This is a genomic window from Streptomyces sp. NPDC056231, assembly GCF_048270745.1.
GTDB lineage: Bacteria > Actinomycetota > Actinomycetes > Streptomycetales > Streptomycetaceae > Streptomyces.
This window is the reverse complement of the sequence record NZ_JBLVKW010000005.1, coordinates 23163-46638: the sequence shown is the minus strand read 5'-3', so window position 1 is coordinate 46638 and position 23476 is coordinate 23163. Positions and strand designations below refer to the sequence as shown.

The 23476-nt window shown below is 70.4% G+C and carries 18 protein-coding genes; 13 read left to right on the top strand and 5 right to left on the bottom strand.

The window, feature by feature from the left end; genetic code table 11:
• Positions 1-88: 88 nt before the first annotated feature.
• The 6 genes from ACNPQM_RS06685 to thrS all read left to right on the top strand — a co-directional run bounded on the left by ACNPQM_RS06685 (position 89) and on the right by thrS (position 7438).
• Complete coding sequence (locus tag ACNPQM_RS06685; RefSeq protein ID WP_358859812.1) at positions 89-1231, top strand: CaiB/BaiF CoA transferase family protein; 1143 nt, start codon at positions 89-91, stop codon at positions 1229-1231.
• Positions 1231-1359: a hypothetical protein gene (locus ACNPQM_RS06680; protein WP_358859811.1), complete on the top strand. Its 129-nt coding sequence runs from the start codon at positions 1231-1233 to the stop codon at positions 1357-1359. Before ACNPQM_RS06685 ends, ACNPQM_RS06680 begins: the two co-directional genes overlap by 1 nt.
• Before the next feature lie 10 nt (positions 1360-1369).
• Positions 1370-2512 carry an acyl-CoA dehydrogenase family protein gene (locus tag ACNPQM_RS06675; protein ID WP_418083253.1) on the top strand — a complete coding sequence of 381 codons (1143 nt, stop codon included), beginning with the start codon at positions 1370-1372 and terminating at the stop codon, positions 2510-2512.
• Between the two features lie 37 nt (positions 2513-2549).
• The gene (locus tag ACNPQM_RS06670) at positions 2550-3764 is read left to right on the top strand and encodes an acetyl-CoA C-acetyltransferase (RefSeq protein ID WP_418083252.1); all 1215 of its coding nucleotides are present in this window, start codon (positions 2550-2552) and stop codon (positions 3762-3764) included.
• 38 nt (positions 3765-3802) lie between these two features.
• Positions 3803-5974, top strand: a complete 2172-nt coding sequence (locus tag ACNPQM_RS06665; RefSeq protein WP_418083251.1) for a 3-hydroxyacyl-CoA dehydrogenase NAD-binding domain-containing protein — start codon at positions 3803-3805, stop codon at positions 5972-5974.
• A 138-nt stretch (positions 5975-6112) separates the two neighbouring features.
• The gene (gene thrS, locus ACNPQM_RS06660) at positions 6113-7438 is read left to right on the top strand and encodes a threonine--tRNA ligase (RefSeq protein WP_418083250.1); all 1326 of its coding nucleotides are present in this window, start codon (positions 6113-6115) and stop codon (positions 7436-7438) included.
• Between the two features lie 41 nt (positions 7439-7479).
• Here the strand turns inward: thrS and ACNPQM_RS06655 are convergent, their stop codons facing one another.
• A complete protein-coding gene (locus tag ACNPQM_RS06655; RefSeq protein WP_418083249.1) occupies positions 7480-8211 on the bottom strand; it encodes a MerR family transcriptional regulator in 732 nt (243 codons plus the stop codon).
• A 237-nt stretch (positions 8212-8448) separates the two neighbouring features.
• Between ACNPQM_RS06655 and ACNPQM_RS06650 the strand changes: the two genes are divergently transcribed.
• Positions 8449-8988, top strand: a complete 540-nt coding sequence (locus ACNPQM_RS06650; RefSeq protein WP_418083248.1) for a hypothetical protein — start codon at positions 8449-8451, stop codon at positions 8986-8988.
• A 151-nt stretch (positions 8989-9139) separates the two neighbouring features.
• Positions 9140-10033 carry an oxygenase MpaB family protein gene (locus ACNPQM_RS06645; protein ID WP_358859804.1) on the top strand — a complete coding sequence of 298 codons (894 nt, stop codon included), beginning with the start codon at positions 9140-9142 and terminating at the stop codon, positions 10031-10033.
• Between the two features lie 204 nt (positions 10034-10237).
• Here ACNPQM_RS06645 and ACNPQM_RS06640 read toward each other — a convergent pair whose 3' ends face one another.
• Complete coding sequence (locus ACNPQM_RS06640; protein ID WP_418083247.1) at positions 10238-11722, bottom strand: M1 family metallopeptidase; 1485 nt, start codon at positions 11720-11722, stop codon at positions 10238-10240.
• Positions 11723-11923: 201 nt separating this feature from the next.
• Between ACNPQM_RS06640 and ACNPQM_RS06635 the strand changes: the two genes are divergently transcribed.
• On the top strand, positions 11924-13903 hold the full coding sequence (locus tag ACNPQM_RS06635) for a Xaa-Pro dipeptidyl-peptidase (RefSeq protein ID WP_418083246.1): 1980 nt from the start codon (positions 11924-11926) through the stop codon (positions 13901-13903).
• Complete coding sequence (locus tag ACNPQM_RS06630; RefSeq protein ID WP_418083245.1) at positions 13900-15189, top strand: M14 family metallocarboxypeptidase; 1290 nt, start codon at positions 13900-13902, stop codon at positions 15187-15189. The genes ACNPQM_RS06635 and ACNPQM_RS06630 overlap by 4 nt, the downstream gene beginning before the upstream one ends.
• Positions 15190-15356: 167 nt before the next feature.
• Here ACNPQM_RS06630 and ACNPQM_RS06625 read toward each other — a convergent pair whose 3' ends face one another.
• Positions 15357-16319 (bottom strand): FAD-dependent oxidoreductase, encoded by a 963-nt coding sequence (locus ACNPQM_RS06625; protein ID WP_418083244.1) that lies wholly within the window; start codon positions 16317-16319, stop codon positions 15357-15359.
• A gap of 152 nt (positions 16320-16471) precedes the next feature.
• Here ACNPQM_RS06625 and ACNPQM_RS06620 point away from each other — a divergent pair, with 152 nt between their 5' ends.
• Positions 16472-18109 (top strand): ABC-F family ATP-binding cassette domain-containing protein, encoded by a 1638-nt coding sequence (locus ACNPQM_RS06620; RefSeq protein WP_418083243.1) that lies wholly within the window; start codon positions 16472-16474, stop codon positions 18107-18109.
• A gap of 142 nt (positions 18110-18251) precedes the next feature.
• Here ACNPQM_RS06620 and ACNPQM_RS06615 read toward each other — a convergent pair whose 3' ends face one another.
• Positions 18252-20663: a Tex family protein gene (locus tag ACNPQM_RS06615; protein WP_418083242.1), complete on the bottom strand. Its 2412-nt coding sequence runs from the start codon at positions 20661-20663 to the stop codon at positions 18252-18254.
• 134 nt (positions 20664-20797) lie between these two features.
• Positions 20798-21661 (bottom strand): SCO6745 family protein, encoded by an 864-nt coding sequence (locus ACNPQM_RS06610; RefSeq protein WP_358859797.1) that lies wholly within the window; start codon positions 21659-21661, stop codon positions 20798-20800.
• Positions 21662-21795: 134 nt separating this feature from the next.
• Here ACNPQM_RS06610 and ACNPQM_RS06605 point away from each other — a divergent pair, with 134 nt between their 5' ends.
• A complete protein-coding gene (locus tag ACNPQM_RS06605; protein ID WP_358859796.1) occupies positions 21796-22776 on the top strand; it encodes a GlxA family transcriptional regulator in 981 nt (326 codons plus the stop codon).
• 10 nt (positions 22777-22786) lie between these two features.
• On the top strand, positions 22787-23422 hold the full coding sequence (locus ACNPQM_RS06600; protein WP_358859795.1) for a DJ-1/PfpI family protein: 636 nt from the start codon (positions 22787-22789) through the stop codon (positions 23420-23422).
• The last annotated feature ends 54 nt before the right edge of the window (positions 23423-23476 follow it).

Below are 23476 nucleotides of genomic sequence, written 5' to 3'. Positions count from 1 at the left end.
CTTGCTCAGTCAAAAGGGTTGTGCGGAGTGCGGAGCATTCTTAGCATCGTCGCTGTTACATCAGTTGTGTCATACCGCTGGGGGTTCGATGGCAACGACAGAGCACGGCCCGCTGGCGGGTGTGCGCGTGGTCGAGCTGGCGGGCATCGGACCCGGCCCGTTCGCCGCGATGCTGCTGGCCGACCTCGGCGCCGACGTCGTCAGGGTCGACCGGCCCGGCGGTGCGGGGCTCGGTATCGACCCCGCGTACGACCTCACCAACCGCAACAAACGCTCGGTGCTCGTCGACCTCAAGGCCGAGGACGGCCCGGATCGCGTCCTGGACCTGGTCGAACGCGCCGACATCCTGATCGAGGGCTACCGGCCGGGCGTCGCCGAGCGCCTCGGCGTCGGCCCCGACGCCTGCCTCGCCCGCAACCCCCGGCTCGTGTACGGGCGGATGACCGGCTGGGGCCAGGACGGGCCGCTCGCCGAACGGGCCGGGCACGACATCGCGTACATCGCCCTGACCGGCTCCCTCTCCATGATCGGCAAGCCCGGCGAGCCGCCCACCGTCCCCGCCAATCTGGTCGGCGACTACGCCGGCGGCGCGCTCTACCTCGTCGTCGGTGTCCTCGCCGCCCTCCAGCACGCCCGCACCACCGGCGGCGCGGGCCAGGTCGTGGACGCGGCGATCGTCGACGGCGCCGCCCATCTCGCCACGATGATCCACGGGATGCTGGCGGCCGGCGGCTGGCAGGACCGGCGCGGCTCCAACCTCCTGGACGGCGGCTGCCCGTTCTACGGGGCGTACGAGACCTCCGACGGCCAGTTCATGGCGGTCGGCCCGTTGGAGCAGCAGTTCTACGACGAGTTCATCAAGCTCCTCGGCATCGAGGATCAGGCCCCGGACCGCAGGGATGTCACCCGCTGGGAGGAGCTGCGCAGGGTCGTCGCCGACCGGTTCAGGACCCGGACGCGCGCGGAGTGGACCGAGGTCTTCGAGGCCACGGACGCGTGTGTGGCCCCGGTCCTGTCGCTCCGCGAGGCCCCGCACCATCCGCACCTCGCGGCCCGTTCCACCTTCGTCGAACACAGCGGCCTGACCCAGCCCGCACCCGCACCCCGCTTCTCCGCCACCCCCGTCTCCGTACGCAGCGGACCCGCCCAGCCCGGCGCTGACACCGAGGGCGTCGCCCGGGACTGGGACGTACCGAGCATCCACCGGCCCCGGAAGGACCCCGCCGACTGATGGAACTCTCCCTGCCGCCGAACTGCGCGGGCGACCCGCGTGAGGCCTCCGGCGTCACCATGCTCGACGTCATCCCGACGGGTCCCGATCCGGCCCGGCTGATCTCCACCGTCAAGAACTGGCTCTAGGGGGCCCACAGTGCAGCGGCAGATCTTCACCGAGGAGCACGACGCCTTCCGCGAGACCGTCCGGACCTTCCTGACCAAGGAAGTCCTTCCGCACTACGAGCAGTGGGAGAGAGACGGCATCGTCTCGCGCGAGGCCTGGCTCGCGGCCGGCCGGCAGGGACTGCTCGGCTTCGCCGTGCCCGAGGAGTACGGGGGCGGCGGCACCGCCGACTTCCGCTACAGCGCCGTCCTTGCCGAGGAGTTCACCCGGGCCGGCGCCCCCGGGCTCGCGCTCGGCCTGCACAACGACGTCATCGGCCCCTACCTCACCGGCCTCGCGACCGAGGAGCAGAAGCGGCGCTGGCTGCCCGGCTTCTGCAGCGGCGAGATCATCACCGCCATCGCGATGACCGAACCCGGCGCCGGCTCCGACCTCCAGGGCATCCGGACCACCGCCGAGGACAAGGGCGACCACTGGCTGCTCAACGGCTCCAAGACATTCATCTCCAACGGCATTCTCGCCGACCTGGTGATCGTCGTGGCGAAGACCACTGCGGAGGGCGGCGCGAAGGGGCTCTCGCTGATCGTCGTCGAACGTGGTGCGGACGGCTTCGAGCGGGGCCGCAACCTCGACAAGATCGGCCAGAAGTCCCAGGACACGGCCGAGTTGTTCTTCCATGACGTCCGCGTCCCCAAGGAGAACCTGCTCGGTGAGCGCGACGGCGCGTTCATCCACCTGATGACCAATCTGGCGCAGGAGCGGATGGGCATAGCGGTCGCCGGTATCGCCGCCGCCGAGTACCTCCTGGAGATCACCACCCAGTACGTCAAGGAGCGTGAGGCCTTCGGGCGGCCGCTCTCCAAGCTTCAGCACATCCGCTTCGAGATCGCCGAGATGGCCACCGAGTGCGCCGTCACCCGGGCCTTCCTCGACCGGTACATCGTCGACCACTCGGACAAGAAGCTCGACGCCGTGCACGCGTCGATGGCCAAGTGGTGGGCCACCGAACTGCAGAAGCGCGTCGCCGACCGCTGCCTCCAGCTCCATGGCGGCTACGGCTACATGGCGGAATACCGGGTCGCCAAGGCGTTCACCGACGGCCGCATCCAGACCATCTACGGCGGTACGACCGAGATCATGAAGGAGATCATCGGCCGCTCGCTGCTTGCCTGACCCCCTGACGATCGACCACCCTCGAAAGGCTGCTGTCTTGAGTACCGAAGCGTTTGTCTACGACGCGATCCGCACCCCGCGCGGCCGCGGCAAGGCCAATGGCGCCCTGCACGGCACCAAGCCGATCGACCTCGTCGTCGGCCTCATCCACGAAATGCGCAGCCGCTTCCCGGGCCTGGACCCGGCCGCCATCGACGACATCGTCCTCGGCGTGGTCAGCCCGCTCGGCGACCAGGGCTCCGACATCGCCCGGATCGCCGCCATCGCCGCCGGACTCCCGGACTCGGTGGCGGGCGTCCAGGAGAACCGGTTCTGTGCCTCCGGTCTGGAAGCCGTCAACCTGGCTGCCGCGAAGGTCCGTTCCGGCTGGGAGGACCTGATCCTCGCGGGCGGTGTCGAGTCGATGTCCCGGGTGCCGATGGGCTCCGACGGCGGTGCCTGGGCGATGGACCCGATGACCAACTACGAGACCGGCTTCGCCCCGCAGGGCGTCGGCGCCGACCTCATCGCCACCATCGAGGGCTTCTCGCGCCGCGACGTCGACGAGTTCGCTGCGCTCTCCCAGGAGCGGGCCGCCGAGGCCTGGAAGGACGGCCGCTTCGCGCGTTCCGTGGTCCCGGTCAGGGACCGCAACGGTCTTGTCGTCCTCGACCGCGACGAGCACATGCGCCCCGGCACCACCGCCGACTCGCTGGCCGCGCTCAAGCCGTCGTTCGCCACCATCGGCGAGCTGGGCGGCTTCGACGCCGTGGCGCTGCAGAAGTACCACTGGGTCGAGAAGATCGACCACGTCCACCACGCGGGCAACTCCTCCGGCATTGTGGACGGCGCCGCACTCGTCGCCATCGGCAACAAGGAGACCGGCGAGCGGTACGGGCTCACGCCGCGTGCCCGGATCGTCTCCGCCGCGGTCTCCGGATCCGAGCCGACGATCATGCTCACCGGTCCCGCGCCCGCCACCCGCAAGGCGCTCGCCAAGGCCGGACTCACCATCGACGACATCGACCTCGTCGAGATCAACGAGGCCTTCGCCGGTGTCGTCCTCCGCTTCGCCCGGGACATGGGGCTCTCCCTCGACAAGATCAACGTCAACGGCGGGGCCATCGCGCTGGGTCACCCGCTCGGCGCCACCGGCGCGATGATCCTCGGCACGCTCATCGACGAACTGGAGCGCCAGGACAAGCGGTACGGCCTCGCCACCCTCTGCGTCGGCGGCGGCATGGGCATCGCCACCGTCATCGAGCGTCTCTGACCGTCCCCGGCCACCCCTTGCTTACGGAGAACACAGCAATGACCGAGAGCACGACCATCCGCTGGGAACAGGACGAGACCGGCGTCGTCACCCTCGTACTCGACGACCCCAACCAGTCCGCCAACACGATGAACCAGGCCTTCAAGGACTCCATCGCGGCCATCGCCGACCGCGCGGAAGCCGAGAAGGAATCCATCCGCGGCATCATCTTCACCTCCGCCAAGAAGAGCTTCTTCGCGGGCGGCGACCTCAAGGACATGATCAAGGTCGGTCCCGAGAACGCCCAGGACGCCTTCGACGTCGGGACCGCCATCAAGAACTCGCTGCGCCGCATCGAGACCCTCGGCATCCCCGTCGTCGCCGCCATCAATGGCGCGGCCCTCGGCGGCGGTTACGAGATCGCGCTCGCCTCCCACCACCGCATCGCCCTCGACGCGCCCGGCTCCCGCATCGGCCTGCCCGAGGTCACCCTCGGCCTGCTGCCCGCGGGCGGCGGAGTCACCCGCACCGTACGCCTCATGGGCGTCGCCGACGCGCTGCTGAAGGTCCTTCTCCAGGGCACCCAGTACACCCCGAAGCGCGCCCTGGAGAACGGCCTCGTCCACGAGGTGGCGGCCACGCCCGAGGAGATGCTCGACAAGGCACGCGCCTTCATCGACGCCCACCCCGAGTCCCAGCAGCCGTGGGACGTCAAGGGCTACCGGATCCCCGGTGGCACCCCGTCGAACCCGAAGTTCGCGACCAATCTGCCCGCCTTCCCGGCCAACCTGAAGAAGCAGCTCGCGGGCGCCCCCATGCCCGCGCCCCGTAACATCCTGGCCGCCGCCGTCGAGGGCTCCCAGGTCGACTTCGAGACCGCGCTGACCATCGAGGCCCGGTACTTCACCGAGCTCGTCACCGGCCAGATCTCGAAGAACATGATCCAGGCGTTCTTCTTCGACCTCCAGGCCGTCAACTCCGGCGCCAACCGCCCCAAGGGCATCGCGGAGCGCCAGGTCACCAAGGTCGCCGTCCTCGGCGCCGGGATGATGGGCGCCGGGATCGCGTACTCCTGCGCCCGCGCCGGCATCGACGTCGTCCTCAAGGACGTCTCCATGGAGGCGGCCGTCAAGGGCAAGGCATACAGCGAGAAGCTCCTCGCCAAGGCGCTCTCCCGGGGCCGTACGACCGAGGCGAAGCGCGACGAACTGCTGGCCCGCATCACCCCGACCGGTGACCCGGCCGATCTGGCGGGCTGCGACGCCGTCATCGAGGCGGTCTTCGAGGACACCGCGCTCAAGCACAAGGTGTTCCAGGAGATCCAGGACATCATCGAACCCGACGCGCTGCTCTGCTCCAACACCTCGACCCTGCCGATCACGGTCCTCGCCAAGGGCGTCACGCGCCCCGCCGACTTCATCGGCCTGCACTTCTTCTCGCCCGTCGACAAGATGCCGCTGGTCGAGATCATCAAGGGCGAGCAGACCGGCGACGAGGCACTGGCACGCGCCTTCGACCTGGTCCGCCGGATCCAGAAGACGCCGATCGTCGTCAACGATTCGCGCGGCTTCTTCACCTCGCGCGTCATCGGCCAGTTCATCAACGAGGGCGTCGCCATGGTCGGCGAGGGCGTCGAGCCCGCGTCGGTCGAGCAGGCCGCGGCGCAGTCCGGCTACCCGGCCAAGGTCCTCTCGCTGATGGACGAGTTGACGCTGACCCTGCCGCGCAAGATCCGCAACGAGACGAAGCGCGCGGTCGAGGAGGCGGGCGGCACCTGGGCCGGGCACCCCGCGGACGCGGTCATCGACCGGATGGTCGACGAGTTCGGACGCACCGGACGCAGCGGCGGCGCGGGCTTCTACGACTACGACGAGGACGGCAAGCGGGCCGGGCTGTGGCCGGGGCTGCGCGAGCACTTCACCAGGACGGATGCCGGTGTCCCGTTCGAGGACATGAAGGAGCGGATGCTCTTCTCAGAGGCACTGGACAGCGTCCGCTGCCTGGAGGAGAACGTCCTCATCTCGGTCGCCGACGCCAACATCGGCTCCATCATGGGCATCGGCTTCCCGCCGTGGACCGGGGGCGTGCTCCAGTACATCAACGGGTACGAGGGCGGCCTGCCCGGCTTCGTGGCGCGCGCCCTGGAACTCGCCGAGAAGTACGGCGACCGGTTCCTGCCGCCCGCGCTGCTGGTGGAGAAGGCCGAGAAGGGCGAGACCTTCCACGACTGACCGGCGCCCCCGCGGACCACATACCGCCCGGAGGCTGCGCTATCCGCACCCGCCGGGCGGAAAATACCGAGTGGACAGCGGGACACCCTGCTAGCGTCAACGCCATGAAGCGCGCTGCCATGACGACGACGCCGGAGAGTGTCCCGGCGCGCTGACAGATGTCTCAGTCCGAAGCCCCGGGGCGAGTGCCCCGGGGCTTCGGCTTGTGGTCACTCGTCCGATGACCGCGAGGAGACCGCCATGCACGACCACCGCAAGCTCGGCCGCGAGCTGGGCCTTTTCGACACCGACCCGCTGATCGGCGCGGGACTTCCCTACTGGCTGCCCGACGGGGCGACCGTGCGGCACACCCTGGAGGAGTACATCCGCGCCGCCGAGCGGCGGGCCGGCTACCGGCATGTGTACTCGCCGGTGCTGGGCAAGCGGGAGCTGTACGAGATCTCCGGGCACTGGGCGCACTACAGCGACGACATGTTCCCGCCGATGGACCTGGGCTCGGAACAGGTCGTCCTGCGGCCGAGCCTCTGCCCCCACCACGCGGTGATCTACCGCTCCCGTTCCCACAGCTACCGCGAGCTGCCGCTGCGCATGGCCGAACTGGGTGGCATGTACCGCTCCGAACTCTCCGGTGTGCTCGGCGGACTGACCCGTGTCCGCGCCATCCAGCTGAACGACGCGCACATCTTCTGCACCCTGGAGCAGGTCGCCGACGAGGCGCGGGCCGCCCTGGAGATGATCCGCAGTGCGTACGAGGCGCTGGGCATCCGCCCGGCCCGCTACCGGCTCTCCCTCCCCGGCCCCGGCGGCAAGTACGTGGCCGCGCCCGAGAAGTGGCGGCGGTCCACCGCCCTGCTCACCGAGGTACTCGACCGCTCCGGCCTGCCGTACGACTCGGCGGAGGGCGAGGCCGCGTTCTACGGCCCGAAGATCGATGTCCAGGTCACCGACGGTGCGGGCAGGGAATCCACCCTGTCCACCGTCCAGGTCGACTTCCACCAGCCCGAGCAGTTCGACCTGCACTACATCGGCGCGGACGGTGCGAAACACCGGCCGGTCATGGTCCACCGCAGCATCATCGGCAGCGTGGAGCGGGCCGTCGCCCATCTCATCGAACAACACGGCGGCGCGTTTCCGGCCTGGCTCGCCCCGACCCAGCTGGCGATCCTCCCGATCTCCGAGGCAGAGCTGCCCCACGCCGAGGCGCTGGCCCGGCGCTGCACCGACCTCGGGCTGCGGGCCGGTGTCGCCGGACCCGAACGCGGCACCCTGGGCGCACGCATCCGCGAGGACCGCCTGGTGCCGTACCAGGCCGTGATCGGCGCCAGGGAAGCCGTCGACGACCACGTCGCCGTACGGCTGCGCGACGGACGCCGCCTCGACCCGCAGCCCGCCGACGTCTTCCTCGAACGGATCGGCGCGCTCATCGACGCCCACAGCACCGACCTGTGGGACGACGCCTCGTAACGGACCGTCCACCGGTAGTGAGCCCCCGCCTGCGGCGGGGCTCACTCCGCTGTGAACGCCGCCCGCAGCTCTTCCTTGAGTGACCGCTGGAACGCGGTCACCAGCGCCTGCAGCACCAGCGGCTGCATATGGGCCGACAGCGACTTCATCGCCGCCACCTGCTCCGGGTCCGACTCCCGCTCCCGGTACGGATTCCACACCTCGTCCCGGAACAGTCGCGTCAGCTCGTGCGCGACGGAACGGGTGTGCTCCAGCAGTACCGTGCGGGCCGCGAGGATCGTCTCGTGCGCGATCGGTACGTCGAGCAGCTCGACGCCGAGACGCAGCAGCCCGGGATCGACCCGGTAGCTGCCGGCCACCGCCTCCGCACGCTCCAGGACACCCATCGCGGCCAGCCGGTCGATGTCCCCCTCGGCCAGCGCCCGTCCTGCCCGCCGCTCCAGCTCCGCCCGGGTCGCGTGCTCCGCCGAGTCCGGCGCCCAGGACGCCACCAGCGCCCGGTGGATCGCCAGGTCGTGTGCGCTCAGATCGGGCGGCAGTTGTTCCAGATAGCGTTCGATCGCGGCGAGGGTCATGCCCTGGTGCTGAAGCTCCTCGATCAGCGCCAGCCGCGAGAGGTGTTCGCGCCCGTAGTGACCGACCCGGCGCGGTCCGATCACGGGCGGCGGCAGGAGCCCCCGCGTGCTGTAGAAACGTACGGTGCGTACGGTGACTCCGGCGCGCGCCGCCAGCTCGTCGACGGTGAGCGTCGGCTCCTCGGTTCCGGTCGCCATGTCCGCTCCTCGCTGCTGACCGCTGGGCGCGGCCGTATCCGTTGCATCCATCCGGTTCAACAGTATTGCTGTCTCACCACTGTTGTGAAAGTGTCCGACAGCATCGAAGCGCAGTCCCACCCCGGAACGGACCCGCACGGTCAGGCCGATGGCGCGGACGGCTGGTCCACCAGGGATTACGGGACAGCCCTCAGCCCGCGCCACCGGTGGGCCATCGCCCACCGTAGGCTTCCGGTCATGCGAACCGACAGCACTCCGGAAGCCCGCGCTCTTTTGATCACCGGCACCGTCGGGGCGGGCAAGACGTCGGTGGCTGACGCTGCGGGTCATCTGCTCACCGACGCCGGGATACCCAACGCCGTCATCGACATGGACTGGCTGCGCCGGACCTGGCCCGCGCCCGCCGACGACCGCTTCAACTTCGCCCTGCTGCTGCGCAATCTGCGGTGCGTGGTCGGCAACTACCTCGATGCGGGCGTCACCCGGCTCGTTCTCGCAGGCGTCGTCGAGGACTCGGAGGGCCGCAAGCAGTGCGGCGAGGCGGTGGGTGTCGGCCTGTCCGTGTGCCGGCTCCAGGTCGAGCTGCCGGTGGTCCGGCAGCGTCTGACCCGGCGTCATGCGGACGAGCCCGAGGCGCTGCGCTGGCATCTGGACCGATCGGGGGAGCTGGACCGGATCCTCGACCGGGCCCGGGTGGAGGACTTCACGGTCGAGGCAACCGGCCGATCCGTCGACGAGGCCGCGGCCGCGGTGCTGGAAGCCGCCGGCTGGCGGTGACGGAGGGCGCGGCCTCCTGTGCACACAGCGGACGCCGGCCGAAACCGGCCCCGCCGCCCCTGCCGCTCGCCGGTTCGCCCGCGATCGCATACTGGAACACACACCAGCCGGGCACCGGCCCGCACGCCCACCGAGCGCTGGGAGCACCCGCATGAGCAGCGAAGCACCCCGGGACAGGGACCGGGAGCGGGACCCCGAGCCGCCGCCGCCCGGCGGAGTGCTGTGGGGCCTCGCCGGGGACGTCCGCGCCCTGCTGATGCTGCCCGCGGCTCTCACCCTCCAGGTCGCGCACCCGGCGGTCGGCGCGGGCGTCGACGAGCACTCGGTGTTCCGTACGGACCCGTGGGGGCGCGGCGAGCGGTCCCTGCGCTCTCTCCAGCTCTGGGTGTACGGGGGAGAGGAAGCAGCCGAGGAGGGGCGCAGGCTGCGGAAGCTGCATCGCACCATCCAGGGCACGGACAGCCGAGGGCGCCGTTATCACGCACTGTCACCCGAGAACTACGCATGGGTGCACGCCACCGGCTTCCCCGTCTACCGGTACGCCACACGCTATCTCGTTCGCACCCTCACCGAGGCGCAGGAACGGGCCTTGTACCGGGAATGGCTCCAGGTCGGCCGGGTCCTCGGCATCCACGACCGGGACATGCCGCAGTCGATCGAGGAGTTCTGGCCGTACTTTCGCAAGATGCTCGCCGACGAGATCGAGGCGACCGTCGTCGTCGAGGAACTGGTCGCCACCGACCGGCCGGTACCGCCGCCGGACCGGGGCCCGCTGCCCGTCAGGTTGCTGCTCAAGGCCTTGTGGCCGGTCCTGTTCCCGCCGCTGGCCCGGTTCCGCAGGTTCATCACCATCGGGCTGATGCCGCCGGACGCCCGCGAGGCGATCGGTCTGGAGTGGACGGACGCGCAGGAGCGGAAGCTGCGGCGGTTCTGCGGTGTCGTCCGGGTCGTGGTGCCCGTGCTGCCTGAGCGGCTGCGCTATCTGCGGTTCGCCCGCGAGGCGCGGGCGGAGCACCGCAGAGCGGTCCGGCGCGCTTCTCGATGAAGGTCCTCGGGAGTGAGCGGGCGGCCTGGTCGGCGCCGCCCGTCGGGCCTGGCGACAGGCGGATACCCACTCGATGAGTTCGTTCGGCGTGATCCTGGAATCCCCGCGAGCGCCCGGGGACGCCGGACCGGCACGAACCCTGTCGGCCTGTCCGGCGCCGTCACCCCCGCCCGGGGATGACGGCGCCGACGGTGTGCCGGTGGATCAGCCCCGGTCGTGGATCGTGTTCGTAGCGGCGATCTTCTTCCAGGAGGCGGGCTGCCCGGCGCTCCGCACGGTCCGTGCCGCGCCCGGCGCCGGAGCCTCCGGCCGCGACGGCTGGTACAGCCAGGTGTCGAAGAATCCGGCGAGCGGCGTGCCCGACACCCGCTCCGCGTATGTCACGAAGTCGCTCACCTTCGCGTTCCCGTAGGCATGTTCGGCCGGCCAGCCCTTCAGCAGCGCGAAGAAGGTCTCGTCACCCAGCTTGTTCCGCAGCGCCTGGAGGGCCAGCGCCCCACGGTCGTAGACGGCCCCGTGGAACTGGTTGTCCGGACCCGGGTCTCCGGGCTTCACCGTCCAGAACGCGTCGTCGGCCGGATGGAGGGCGTACGTGTAGTCCGCCAGTTCCTGCGCCGTTCCCTCTCCCTCCTTCTCCGACCACAGCCACTGGCTGTACCGGGCGAAGCCCTCATTGATCCAGATGTCCTTCCAGCCGTCGACGGACACGCTGTCGCCATACCACTGGTGCGCCAGCTCATGGACGACCACCGAGACATTCGCGCCATTGGCGAACTGCTTCGGGCTGTAGAACGGCCGGGTCTGCGTCTCCAGAGCGAAACCGCTGGTCACGTTGGGCACGTAGCCGCCGAGCGCGTTGAACGGATACGGACCGAAGACATCCGTGAGCCACTCGGCGACCTCGGTGGTCCGCTCGATGCTGGCGCGCGCCGCCCCGTCGTTGTCGCCGAGGTCCTTGCTGTACGCGTTGAGGACCGGCAGCCCGTCCGCCGTCGTGTCCTTGGTGATGTCGAACTTGCCGATCGCGAGCGTCGCCAGGTATGTGGCCTGCGGCTTGTTGGAGCGCCAGTTGAAGCGCGTCCAGCCGAGTTTCGAACTCTGCGACTGCAGCACGCCGTTGCTGATCGCCTGGGTCCCGTCCGGGACGGACACCGACACGTCGTACGTAGCCTTGTCCAACGGGTGGTCATTGCTGGGGAACCACCACACGGCCGACTCCGGCTCCTGCGCGGCCACGCCACCGTCCGGGGTGCGGGCCCAGGCGGTCCAGCCGTCGATCTTCAGCTCGGACGGCTTCCCGGCATACCGCACGACCACCGAGACAGATCGGCCCTTCGCCAGGGTGCCGGCCGGCGTGATCTCCAGTTCCTGGGTTCCGCTCTTCGCGTACCGCGCCGTCTTCCCGTTCACCCGCACTTCGGAGACGTCGAGCCCGAAGTCGAGGTTGAAGCGCGAGAGATCCTTGGTGGGGGTGGCGAGGATCGTCGCCGTGCCCTCCAGGAGGTCGGTCGCGGGCTGGTACTTCAGCCGCAAGTCGTAGTGGGACACGTCGTAGCCGCCGTTGCCACTGGCCGGGTAATAGGGGTCGCCGATACCCGGGGCGCCCGCGGTGCCTTGGGCGGCCGATGCCGGGATCGCCAGCAGCATGAGGGCCGCGAGTGCGCTCGGGACGATGAGTCTGCGGTGCACGAATGCTCCAAGTCTTCGGGGCGGATGATCTTTCCGGCCGGTCTTTCGACTCTATTCAGCGTTCCCCGGCCTGGTCGTGTCCATGGCCACCCCTGTCACATGATCGCCATTCGGCCGACATGACACCTTGACTTCCTTTCCGTCACATCGGCGTGCGATCGCCCCCTGTCGCACAGGAGTTGACCGGGGTACCTTCCGCAGATGCCGATACGCGCGCGGGGCACCCGCTTGACGTACAGATCGCTGGTGGTGGCGGCCTCGGCCGCCCTGATGACCGTCCTGCTCTCGCCGGCAGGTGCTCAGGGCTCGAGCCCGCGGGAGAGCAGAGTCGTCTATTCGTACGGGAACGCCGTCCGCGAGTCCGTCTGGGTGGACACGGGCCTGGACGGCGACGGAGACGGGAAGAGCGACCGCGTCGCCGTCGACATCGTCCGGCCGCGCGAACCCGCACAACAGGGCCGCAAGATACCTGTGATCATGGACGCCAGCCCCTACTACTCGTGCTGCGGGCGGGGCAATGAGAGCCAGTTGAAGACGTACGACACCAACGGCGACCCCGTCCAGTTCCCGCTCTACTACGACAACTACTTCGTCCCGCGCGGCTACGCCTTCGTCGCCGTGGATTTGGCCGGTACTAATCGCTCCGACGGCTGCGTCGACGTCGGTGGCCGCTCCGACATCCAGTCCGCGACAGCCGTCATCGACTGGCTGAACGGCCGGGCCCGCGGCTACACCACCCGCACCGGCACCGAACGCGCCTCGGCAGGCTGGTCCAACGGCCGCACCGGCATGATCGGCAAGAGCTACGACGGCACCATCGCCAACGGTGTGGCGGCGACCGGTGTCGACGGGCTGCGGACCATCGTCCCGATCGGTTCCATCTCCTCCTGGTACGACTACTACTTCGCCCAGGGCGCCCCCCTCTACGACAGTGGTCCCGAATGGCTCTCCGACTATGTCGAGAGCCCCGGGGCGCGGGCGCGCTGCGCGGCCGTGCAGCAGAAACTCGTCGACGAGGCGCCCCATACCGGCGACTGGACGAATCTCTGGAGCGAGCGCGACTACGTGAAGGACGCCAGCAAGGTGAAGGCCAGCGTCTTCGCCGTGCACGGGATGCAGGACCTCAACGTCCGCACCAAGCACCTCGGCCATTGGTGGGACGCGCTTGCCGCGCAGGGTGTGGAGCGCAAGATCTGGCTCTCCCAGACCGGCCATGTCGACCCGTTCGACTTCCGGCGCGCCGAGTGGGTCGACACACTGCACCGCTGGTTCGACCACTACCTCCTCGGTTACGACAACGGCATCGACCACGCACCGATGGCCGACATCGAACGCCACCCCGACCAGTGGTCCACCGACAAGGTCTGGCCGCCGCGCAGCACCGCCGCCACCACCGTGCACCCCGGCACCGGCACCGAACCCGGTGTCGGCACCCTCACCCGGAGGACCGCCCGGCCCGGCGCCACCGAGACGTTCACCGACGACCCGAAGCAGAGCGAGACGGACTGGGCCGCCGACCTGGACCGGTCCACGGACGCCAAGGCCGGGTTCCTCACCCCGCCGCTCGCCCACGACCTGCGGCTCTCCGGCTCGTCGAAGGTGACTGTCACCGCGACCCCGACCACCTCGACCGCCCACCTCTCGGCTGTCCTCGTCGATGTCGGCCCCGACACCATCCGGGACTACGGCGCATCCGGCGAAGGCATCAGAACCCTCACCGACCGCACCTGCTGGGGTGCGAGCACGGCAGGCGACAGCTCCTGCTTCAAGGCGACGACGGCCAGGACCACCGCCGTCGACCGGACCGTCTTCAGCCGCGGCTGGGCCGACCTCGGTACGTACGCCTCCGCAGGCAAGGGCCGCCCGCTCACCCCGGGCAAGCGCTACACGATCACCGTCGATCTGGCCGCGAGCGATCACGTGGTGCCGGCCGGACACCGCCTCGCCCTGATCGTCGCGGGCACCGACCAGGACCTCATCGATCCGCCGGCCTCCACCCCCACGCTCACCCTCGATCTGGCGCGCACGTCCGCGAAGCTGCCGTTCGTCGGCGGCACCGCAGCGTTCGTACGCGCCACCGCGGGCCCCGCGCACGCGGTAGCCACCCCCCACGCATCCCGTCCCGAAGGCGTGGCACCGCCGCGTCCCGCACTCCGTATCCCGGGAGGCAGCCGCTCATGACACCCCGTATCCCGCTCGCCCGCAACCTCGCCATCGCCGTCGCCGCGACGGCGCTGGCCGTCCCCCTGGCCGCCGCGCCGGCCGAGGCCGCGCCCACCCCGCCCCGGACCGGCTTCGAAACCAGCAACGGGGCGCACTGGACCGGCCAGCCCGAGGAGCAGTCCTTCCTCGCCGCCGTCGACCGGGGCAGCGACCGGGTCTCCGTCGACCGGATCGGCACGACGAAACAGGGCCGCCCGCTCCAACTCGTCCGCATCGGCAACCAGCACGCGGCCACCACGGTCCTGCTGATCTGCAGTCAGCACGGCAATGAGCCGTCCGGCCGCGAGGCGTGTCTGACCACCATTCGTGATCTCGCGTACGCCGAGGACCGGGCGACCCGCACCTTCCTCTCGCACACCGATGTCCTCGTGGTGCCCACCGCCAACCCCGACGGGCGTGCCGCGAACACCCGGGGCAATTCCGACGGCGTCGACATCAACCGCGACCACATCGCCCTGCAGACCGCCGAGGCGCGCGCCATGGCAGCGGTCATCCGCGACCGGAAGCCCGAGGTGATCTACGACCTGCACGAGTACGGTGCCACCCCGAAGTACTACGACAAGGACCTGTTCGTCCTCTGGCCCCGCAACCTCAACGCCACCGACCGGGTCCACAACGAATCGCAGACCCTGGCGGAACAGTATGTGCGGCCCACCGCCAAGGACGCCGGCTACAGCAGCGGTCTCTACGGGATCTGGACCGACCCGGTCACCGGAGACCCGATCAAGCAGACGGCAGGCGACGGACAGGAGCGCATCCTGCGCAACACCTCAGGCATCAAGCACGCGGTGGGTCTGCTCATCGAGTCCCGCGTCGACGCGCTCACCGCCGCCGAGAAGGCCGACCCGGCCCTCAACAGCCGACGCCGCGTCGACTCGCAACTCGTCGCGCTCGACGGCCTGTTCCGCTTCACCGACGAACGACGCGGTCCCATCGGCGCCGCCGCAGCGGCGTCCCGTGCGGCTGGGTACGCCGACCGCGGTCCCGTCTACCTCGGGGGCGCGGACAACGAACCGGCCGAACCGGTCCAGATCCTTCAGGACCCGCCGTGCGGCTACCGCCTGAGCGCCGCGCAGTTCGCCGACGTCAAGGACGAACTCGCCCTGCACGGCGTCACGTCCCGGCCCGAAGGTGACGGAGCGTACGTACCGTTGCGGCAGTCGGCCCGGAACCTGATTCCGCTCCTCCTGGACGAGCGCGCGACATATCACCTCACAAGTGGTCAAGCCGATACGTCTTGTTGATCCCATGAACCATGTGACGCGTGTGGTACTGCCTACGGAGGGCGAAACTCAGCTTCCGTGAAAGGTGCCACTCGCGTCGCAGGGCGAACGGAGGACGGGCGGCCGGGGGCCCCGGCCGCCCGGCTGCCCGTCGCCGGGCCGCCCGCGCCCCCGCCTCGCGGTCCGGTTCAGGTCAGGAGATCGGCCGCCGCCCGCGCGCAGCCGAGGGCCACCGTCACTCCCGCACCCCCGTGCCCGTAGTTGTGCACCAACCGCCCGCCACCCGGCAGTGGTTCCGCCTCGATGCGCACACCGGTGTCGCGTGCGGGACGCAGACCCACCAGGTGCCCGATGACCCGCGCCCCCGCGACTTCCGGCCGGATCCGGGCACACCGGGCCACGATCTCCTCCGCGGTGCGTGGGTCGGGCTCCGTGCTCCAGTCGTCCACCTCGGCTGTGCCGCCGAGAACCAGCCTCCCGGGCTGCGGGAAGAAGTACGTCGTCGCGTCCGAGGCAGGGTCCGCCTCCGTGAACCACTCCTCGATCCCCGGGTTCTCCACCAGCACCAGCTGGCCGCGGACCGGGTGCACCCCGGCATCGGGGACCAGTTCTCGCGCCCCGAGACCGGTGCAGTTGACCACCGTCGACGCCTCGGCAGCGGCTTCGTCGAACGAGGTGACGGTACGCCGCTCGACAACGCCACCGGCAGCCGCCAACTGCTGCTCCAGCCAGCTCAGATGTACCGGCATGTCGATCAACGGCAGCCGGACCCGCAGCCCCTCCGCGACCTCGGTCACGTGTTTCAACTGCCCCGCCCACGGACCGAGAGCGGCGAGTCGCTCGCCCCCGTGCAGACCGGAGACCAGCCGCACCCCCGTCCTGTCCGGGCGCCCGGACAGCTCCTCGTATCTCCGGAGCGATGTCAGCGACCAGTCGCCGATCAACTCCTCCGGCTCGATCCGGTACGGCCACCACAACGCCCCCGCCACCGCCGACGTCGTCGCCGCAGCCGGCTCCCGGGACCAGACCCGCACCCGGTGTCCGCGCTCGGCCAGCACCAGGGCCGTGGTCAGCCCGATGATCCCACCACCCACCACGATCACGTCCGGCACGTCCCTCCGCCCCGTCACCTCTGCCCGTGTGTCGCTCATGGCCGGACGCTAACGGAAAGTCCTGGTCAGTGAAATGGTCGACGATGCGCTCGCGGTACGAGAGGAGTTCGACCATCACCGCGCGCTGCGGTGCGTCACGCGTTCACCCGGGCCACAGCGGAAGCCGTCCGCCGATTAGGATCGACACCCTGATGACTGCCACTCTCGTCGCCAAGGACCTCGCCGCCGGACACGGCGACCGCACTCTCTTCGCCGGTCTCGACCTCGTCGTCGCACCCGGTGACGTGATCGGTCTCGTCGGAGTCAACGGAGCCGGAAAATCGTCCCTGCTCCGGCTGCTCGCCGGGCTCGACCGGCCGGAGGAGGGCGAGCTGCGGCTCTCCCCGCCCACCGCCACCGTCGGTTACCTCCCGCAGGAGCCGGAGCGCCGCCAGGACGAGACCGTGCGGGACTTCCTTGCCCGCCGGACCGGCGTCGCCGACGCCCAGACGGCGATGGACGCCGCCACCCAGGCCCTAGTCGACGGGGCACCGGGGGCGGACGACGCGTACTCCGAAACCCTCGAACGCTGGCTGGCCCTCGGCGGCGCCGACCTCGCCGAGCGTGCCGAGGAGGTCGCCGCCGACCTCGGTCTGACCGTGGGCCTCGACCTGCCGATGACCGCGCTCTCGGGCGGCCAGGCCGCCCGCGCCGGACTCGCCTCGCTGCTTCTGTCGCGGTACGACGTCTTCCTCCTCGACGAGCCCACCAACGATCTGGACCTGGACGGACTGGAGCGACTGGAGCGGTACGTCTCCGGGCTGCGCGCCGGCACCGTCGTCATCAGCCACGACCGCGAGTTCCTGATGCGTACGGTCACCAAGGTCCTCGAACTCGATCTCGCCCAGCAGCAGATCAACCTCTACGGCGGTGGGTACGCGGCCTATCTGGAGGAGCGCGACCGGGCCCGCAGGCACGCCCGCGAGGAGTTCGAGGAGTATGCCGACAAGCGCTCCGCCCTCGAAGGCCGCGCCCAGATGCAGCGCGGCTGGATGGACAAGGGCGTCAGGAACGCCCGCCGCAAGGCCACCGACTCCGACAAGCTCGGCCGCAAGTTCCGCAGCGAAGCGAGCGAGAAGCAGGCCGCGAAGGCCCGGCAGACGCAGCGCATGATCGAACGGCTCGAGGTTGTCGAGGAGCCGCGCAAGGAGTGGGAGCTGCGGATGGAGATCGCCACAGCCCCGCGCTCCGGATCGGTCGTCGCCACGCTCCGCGAGGCGCAGGTCGTGCGCGGCGACTTCGCGTTCGGGCCGGCGTCGCTGCAGATCGACTGGGCGGACCGGGTGGCGATCACCGGCGCCAACGGAGCCGGCAAGTCCACTCTCCTCGCGGCGCTGCTCGGCCGCCTGCCGCTGGACTCGGGCCATGCGACGCTCGGCTCGGGCGTGGTGGTGGGCGAGGTGGACCAGGCACGGAAGCTGTTCCACGGCTCGGAGACCCTGCTGGAGGCGTTCTGCGCAGCCGTCCCCGAGACCGAACCGGCCGAGGTCCGCACGCTGCTCGCCAAGTTCGGGCTGCGCGCGGACCATGTGATGCGGCCCGCCACGACCCTCTCCCCGGGCGAACGGACCCGGGCGGCCCTCGCCCTTCTCCAGGGCAGGGGCGTGAACCTCCTCGTCCTGGACGAGCCGACGAACCACCTCGACCTGCCCGCGATCGAACAGTTGGAGTCGGCGCTCGACTCGTACACGGGGACGCTGCTGCTGGTCACGCACGACCGAAGGATGCTGGAGGCGGTGCGGACGACGCGGCGCGTCGAGGTGGCCGACGGCAAGCTGACCGAGGCCTGACCCGGTCAAGCCCGAGCAGGCGAAAGACCGAGCCCGTCCGGCGATCGAGGACACAAAGGGGTTCGGTGACGAAGCCCCCCGATTCGGGAAGGGGCGGGTGGGGGACAGCCGCGCAGCGGACCGCCCTCACCCGCCCCCACCGTCAGCGCTTCCTTCCGCCCTGCTTCGGATCTGCGAGCCCCGCCCGCCGCAACGCATCCGCCATGGCGCTGTTCACCGGCGCCGGCGCCTGACGCGCAGAGCCGCCACCACCGCCACCGCGCCGGTCACGGTCCTGACCGCCCTGACCCTGACCCTGGCCCTGCCGCTGCCGCGGCGGCCGACCGCCCTGGCCGCCCCGCTCCCGCTTCGTTCCGCCGCCCTGCGACGACTGTCCCTCCGACGCCTCGTCGTCCAGCCGCAGCGTCAACGAGATCCGCTTCCGCGGAATGTCGACGTCCATGACCTTCACCTTCACGATGTCGCCCGGCTTCACGACATCCCGCGGGTCCTTCACGAAGGTCTTCGACATTGCCGACACGTGCACCAGACCGTCCTGGTGCACGCCGACATCCACGAACGCCCCGAACGCGGCGACATTCGTGACGACTCCCTCCAGCACCATCCCGGGGGCCAGATCACCGATCTTCTCGACGCCCTCCTTGAAGGTGGCCGTCTTGAACGCGGGCCGCGGGTCGCGACCCGGCTTCTCCAGCTCCCTCAGGATGTCCGTGACCGTCGGCAGCCCGAACTTCTCGTCCACGAAGTCGTCCGCCCGCAGCGACCGCAGCACACCCGAGTTGCCGACCAGCGACGCGACATCCCCGCCCACCGTCTTCGCCATCCGCCGCACCACCGGGTACGCCTCCGGGTGCACGCTCGACGCGTCGAGCGGGTCGTCTCCCCGGATCCGGAGGAAGCCCGCACACTGCTCGTACGCCTTCGGGCCCAGCCGCGCCACGTCCTTCAGCGCCTTCCGGGACCGGAACGGCCCGTTCGTGTCCCGGTGCGCGACGATGTTCTCGGCGAGACCGGAGCCGATGCCGGAGACCCGCGAGAGCAGCGGGGCCGACGCGGTGTTGACGTCGACACCGACGCCGTTCACACAGTCCTCGACGACCGCGTCCAGTGAGCGCGACAGCTTCACTTCGGACAGGTCGTGCTGGTACTGGCCGACACCGATCGACTTCGGGTCGATCTTCACGAGCTCGGCCAGCGGGTCCTGCAGACGCCGGGCGATCGACACCGCACCACGCAGCGACACGTCCATGTCGGGGAGTTCCTGCGAGGCGAAGGCGGAGGCCGAGTACACCGAGGCGCCCGCCTCGGACACCATCACCTTGGTGAGCTTCAGCTCCGGGTGCCTCTCGCACAGTTCACCCGCGAGCTTGTCCGTCTCGCGGGACGCCGTGCCGTTGCCGATCGCGATCAGATCGACGGAGTGCTCCTTCGCCAGCCGCTCCAGCTTGGCCAGGGACTCGTCCCACTTGTTCGCCGGGACGTGCGGGTAGATGACGTCGGTCGCGACGACCTTGCCGGTCGCGTCGACGACGGCCACCTTCACACCCGTACGGAACCCGGGGTCGAGCCCCAGTGTGGCCCGCGTGCCGGCCGGTGCGGCGAGCAGCAGATCGCGCAGGTTCGACGCGAAGACCCGTACCGCCTCGTCCTCCGCCGCCGTCCGCAGCCGCAGCCGCAGATCGATCCCGAGGTGGACGAGGATCCGGGTCCGCCACGCCCACCGCACCGTGTCGCCGAGCCACTTGTCGCCCGGGCGGCCCCGGTCGGCCACGCCGAAACGGCGGGCGACCGTGTTCTCGTACGTCGAAGGGCCCGGTGTCTCCGAGGGTTCCTCCGGCTCCAGGACCAGGTCGAGCACGTCCTCCTTCTCGCCCCGGAGCATCGCGAGGACCCGGTGCGAGGGCAGCGCGGTGAACGGCTCGGCGAAGTCGAAGTAGTCGGCGAACTTCGCACCCGCCTCCTCCTTGCCGTCCCGCACCTTCGCGGCCAGCCGCCCGCGCGACCACATGCGCTCACGCAGTTCGCCGATCAGGTCGGCGTCCTCCGAGAACCGCTCGGTGAGGATGGCACGGGCGCCCTCCAGGGCCGCGGCTGCGTCCGCGACACCCTTGCCGGCGTCGACGAAGGCGGCCGCAGCGGCGAGCGGTTCGACGGACGGGTCGCCCAGCAGGCCGTCGGCGAGCGGTTCGAGCCCTGCTTCCCGGGCGATCTGTGCCTTCGTCCGCCGCTTCGGCTTGAACGGCAGATAGATGTCCTCGAGCCGCGCCTTGGTGTCGGCGGCCCGGATCTGCGCCTCCAGGGCCTCGTCGAGCTTGCCCTGTTCGCGTACGGAGTCGAGGATCGCCGCCCGCCGGTCCTCCAGTTCCCGCAGGTACCGCAACCGCTCCTCGAGCGTGCGCAGCTGCGCATCGTCGAGCATCTCGGTCGCTTCCTTGCGGTAGCGCGCGATGAACGGCACGGTCGACCCGCCGTCGAGCAGCTCTACGGCCGCCTTCACCTGCCGCTCGTGTACGCCGAGCTCCTCGGCGATCCTGCCTTCGATGGACGTCGTCACGGTTCTACCGACTCGCCTTCTCGTACTGGCTGTGCTTACCGGGGCGGGGCCCCGTCCGTCTGCATTGTGCCGGGTGGTCGGGCGCCGTGTCGCCCGACCACCCCACTTGTCCGCCGGTCGGCGGGTCGGCGGGATCAGCCCTTGCCCATCAGATCGGCCGGGAACGCGCCCGCAGAAGCCGCCGTGAGGAGGAATCCGCGCGCCAGCCCGGTGAGCCGCTCCACGCCCTCCGCTCCCAGATGCTCGTACGGTGCCAGGTCCATCCGGTCCGTGGTGTCCTCCAGCTCCGCCCGCAGTGCGACGCCCGCCTCCGTCAACTCGCCCTCGCCGTCCAGGAGTCCGCGCCCGCGCAGCCGTTCGGCCGCGTCCTCCCAGTCCGTGCGGCGCCAGCCGCGGGTGGCGAGCACCCAGCGCGGGGACATTCCCTTTCCGGTTGCGGTGTGGCTGACCAGGGCCTCGACCGGGTCGAGACCGGCGGCGAGGAGCGCGGCGAGATGGCCGTCACCGCGGTGTTCGCGCAGCAGCGTCCCGGCGTGCCAGTACGCCAGGTGCGGCTGCTCCGGCACCGGCAGATCGGCGTGGGCGGCGTAGAGCGGCCGGGCGTGTCGCGTGCACGCCTCGGCGGCGCGCAGCGCCAGCTCCGCGGCTTCGGCCAGCCCGGGGGATTCGATGATCTCCGGGCCGAGCAGCCGGCGCAGCGTCGTGTCCGCGGCCCGCAGCCGGGCGTCCAGGACCGCCTGCGGCGAGGCGACGGACCACACCGCGGGGAGGTGCCGGGCAACGAGTTCGTGGTTGAAGTTGTAGAAGGTGGCGGTGACCGTGCCTGGTCCGACGGCGCCGAGCGCCGCTCCGCGGGCGGCGAAGTAGGCGGCGTTCGAGTCGTGGATGCCTAGCTCCCCGAGCTCCTTGCCGAGGTCGGGGGAGAAGTAGACCGTCGAGTGCAGCGGGTTGATGGCGTTGTGGCAGCGGCGTCCGGCGCGCGGCGGCAGAGTGCTCATGCCCGCACGTTACCGACTGGTCGGTACGCTTCGTAACCCCCGGGCCGCGCGCATTCTCGACCGGGACCCGCATGGCATGAAAGGTGGGTTTTTCGTCATTGCAGCCGACGTCGCGGCCACCCACGATGGCAGGTATGACGCAGCGATCCGTACTCGTCGTCCTCTTCGACGGCGTTCAGAGCCTCGACGTGACCGGGCCCATGGAGGTCTTCGCCGGTGCCTCCAGATTCCCGGACGTCACGTACGAGCTCCGCACCGCCTCCCTCGACGGGGAACCGGTCCGCACGAGCGTCGGCCTCACCCTCGTTCCGGACGGCAGTCTCGCCGCCGCCGAACCGCCCCACACCCTCCTCGTCCCCGGCGGCCAGGGCACCCGTCACCCCGATCCGGCACTCGTCGACTGGCTGCGCACCCATGCCCCGCGCTCCGAACGGCTGGTCTCGGTCTGCACGGGAGCTCTGCTGCTCGCCGCCGCCGGCCTGCTGGACGGGCACCGGGTGACCACCCACTGGGTGGTCGCCGAGCACCTCGCCCGGGCCTATCCGGCCGTCGAGGTCGACCCGGACCCGATCTTCGTACGCGACGGGAAGCTGGCCACCTCCGCCGGTGTCACCGCGGGCATCGATCTCTCCCTCGCTCTCGTCGAGGAGGACTTCGGCAGGCAGGTGGCGCTCACCGTCGCCCGCCACCTCGTGGTCTTTCTGCGCAGACCCGGGAACCAGGCCCAGTTCAGCGCCCAGCTCACCGCACAGACCGCGGACCGCGAACCGCTGCGCGAGGTCCAGCACTGGATCACCGAGCACCTCGACGACGACCTCTCCGTCGACGCGCTCGCCGCCCGCGCCCGTCTCTCACCCCGCCACTTCGCCCGTGCCTTCCGGACCGAGACGGGTATGACCCCGGGCCGATACGTCGACCGTGTCCGGCTCGAACACGCCAGACGGCTCCTGGAGGACACCACCGACGGGGTCGCCGGGATCTCGCGGACCTGCGGCTACGGCACGCCGGAAGCGATGCGCCGCGCCTTCGTCAAGGCCCTCGGCACCGCCCCCGCCGAATACCGGCGCCGCTTCCGCCCCCAGCCCCTGACCAGCACGAGCACCAGAGTCAACTGAAAGGAACACCATGCAGATCGCCATCGTCCTCTTCGACCGCTTCACGGCACTCGACGCCGTCGGCCCCTACGAGGTCCTCTCCCGCACCCCCGGCGCCGAGACCGTCTTCGTCGCCGAGCGGACCGGCCCCGTGCGCAACGACAGCGGCACCCTCGCTCTCGTCGCCGAACGGACCCTCGCCGATGTACCCGCCCCGGATGTGGTGATCGTCCCAGGCGGCCCCGGCCAGAGCGCCCAGATGGAGAACGAGACGCTGCTCGGCTGGCTGCGCGCCGCGGATGCAGCCAGCACCTGGACGACCTCCGTCTGCACCGGCTCGCTGCTGCTCGCCGCGGCCGGTCTGCTGGAGGGGAGGCGCGCCACCTCGCACTGGCTTGCCCTGGACCTCATCAAGACCTTCGGAGTGGAGCCGACCGGCGAACGTGTCGTCATCGACGGCAAGTACGTGACGGCCGCCGGCGTCTCGTCCGGTATCGACATGGGGCTCACCCTGCTCGGCCGGATCGCCGGCGACGAGCACGCCCAGGCCGTACAGCTGCTGACGGAGTACGACCCCCAGCCGCCGTACGACGCGGGATCACCGGAGAAGGCTCCGGCCGCGCTCGTCGAGGAATTCCGCACCAAGAGCCGCTTCATCCTCCATTAGGGGGTGGCCGCACAGTGACGCCGTCCGCCCGGAAGGCGTGGCCGCCGCGGGCCG

What these genes read in the sequence shown, in the direction of transcription:
- ACNPQM_RS06645 (WP_358859804.1), top strand. Translation starts at nt 9,140, where the DNA reads ATGAGCAGCGAAGCACCCCGGGACAGGGACCGGGAGCGGGACCCCGAG.
- ACNPQM_RS06650 (WP_418083248.1), top strand. Translation starts at nt 8,449, where the DNA reads ATGCGAACCGACAGCACTCCGGAAGCCCGCGCTCTTTTGATCACCGGC.
- ACNPQM_RS06665 (WP_418083251.1), top strand. Translation starts at nt 3,803, where the DNA reads ATGACCGAGAGCACGACCATCCGCTGGGAACAGGACGAGACCGGCGTC.
- ACNPQM_RS06605 (WP_358859796.1), top strand. Translation starts at nt 21,796, where the DNA reads ATGACGCAGCGATCCGTACTCGTCGTCCTCTTCGACGGCGTTCAGAGC.
- ACNPQM_RS06655 (WP_418083249.1), bottom strand. Translation starts at nt 8,211, where the DNA reads ATGGCGACCGGAACCGAGGAGCCGACGCTCACCGTCGACGAGCTGGCG.
- ACNPQM_RS06685 (WP_358859812.1), top strand. Translation starts at nt 89, where the DNA reads ATGGCAACGACAGAGCACGGCCCGCTGGCGGGTGTGCGCGTGGTCGAG.
- ACNPQM_RS06600 (WP_358859795.1), top strand. Translation starts at nt 22,787, where the DNA reads ATGCAGATCGCCATCGTCCTCTTCGACCGCTTCACGGCACTCGACGCC.
- ACNPQM_RS06625 (WP_418083244.1), bottom strand. Translation starts at nt 16,319, where the DNA reads ATGAGCGACACACGGGCAGAGGTGACGGGGCGGAGGGACGTGCCGGAC.
- ACNPQM_RS06680 (WP_358859811.1), top strand. Translation starts at nt 1,231, where the DNA reads ATGGAACTCTCCCTGCCGCCGAACTGCGCGGGCGACCCGCGTGAGGCC.
- ACNPQM_RS06620 (WP_418083243.1), top strand. Translation starts at nt 16,472, where the DNA reads ATGACTGCCACTCTCGTCGCCAAGGACCTCGCCGCCGGACACGGCGAC.
- ACNPQM_RS06610 (WP_358859797.1), bottom strand. Translation starts at nt 21,661, where the DNA reads ATGAGCACTCTGCCGCCGCGCGCCGGACGCCGCTGCCACAACGCCATC.
- ACNPQM_RS06630 (WP_418083245.1), top strand. Translation starts at nt 13,900, where the DNA reads ATGACACCCCGTATCCCGCTCGCCCGCAACCTCGCCATCGCCGTCGCC.
- ACNPQM_RS06635 (WP_418083246.1), top strand. Translation starts at nt 11,924, where the DNA reads ATGCCGATACGCGCGCGGGGCACCCGCTTGACGTACAGATCGCTGGTG.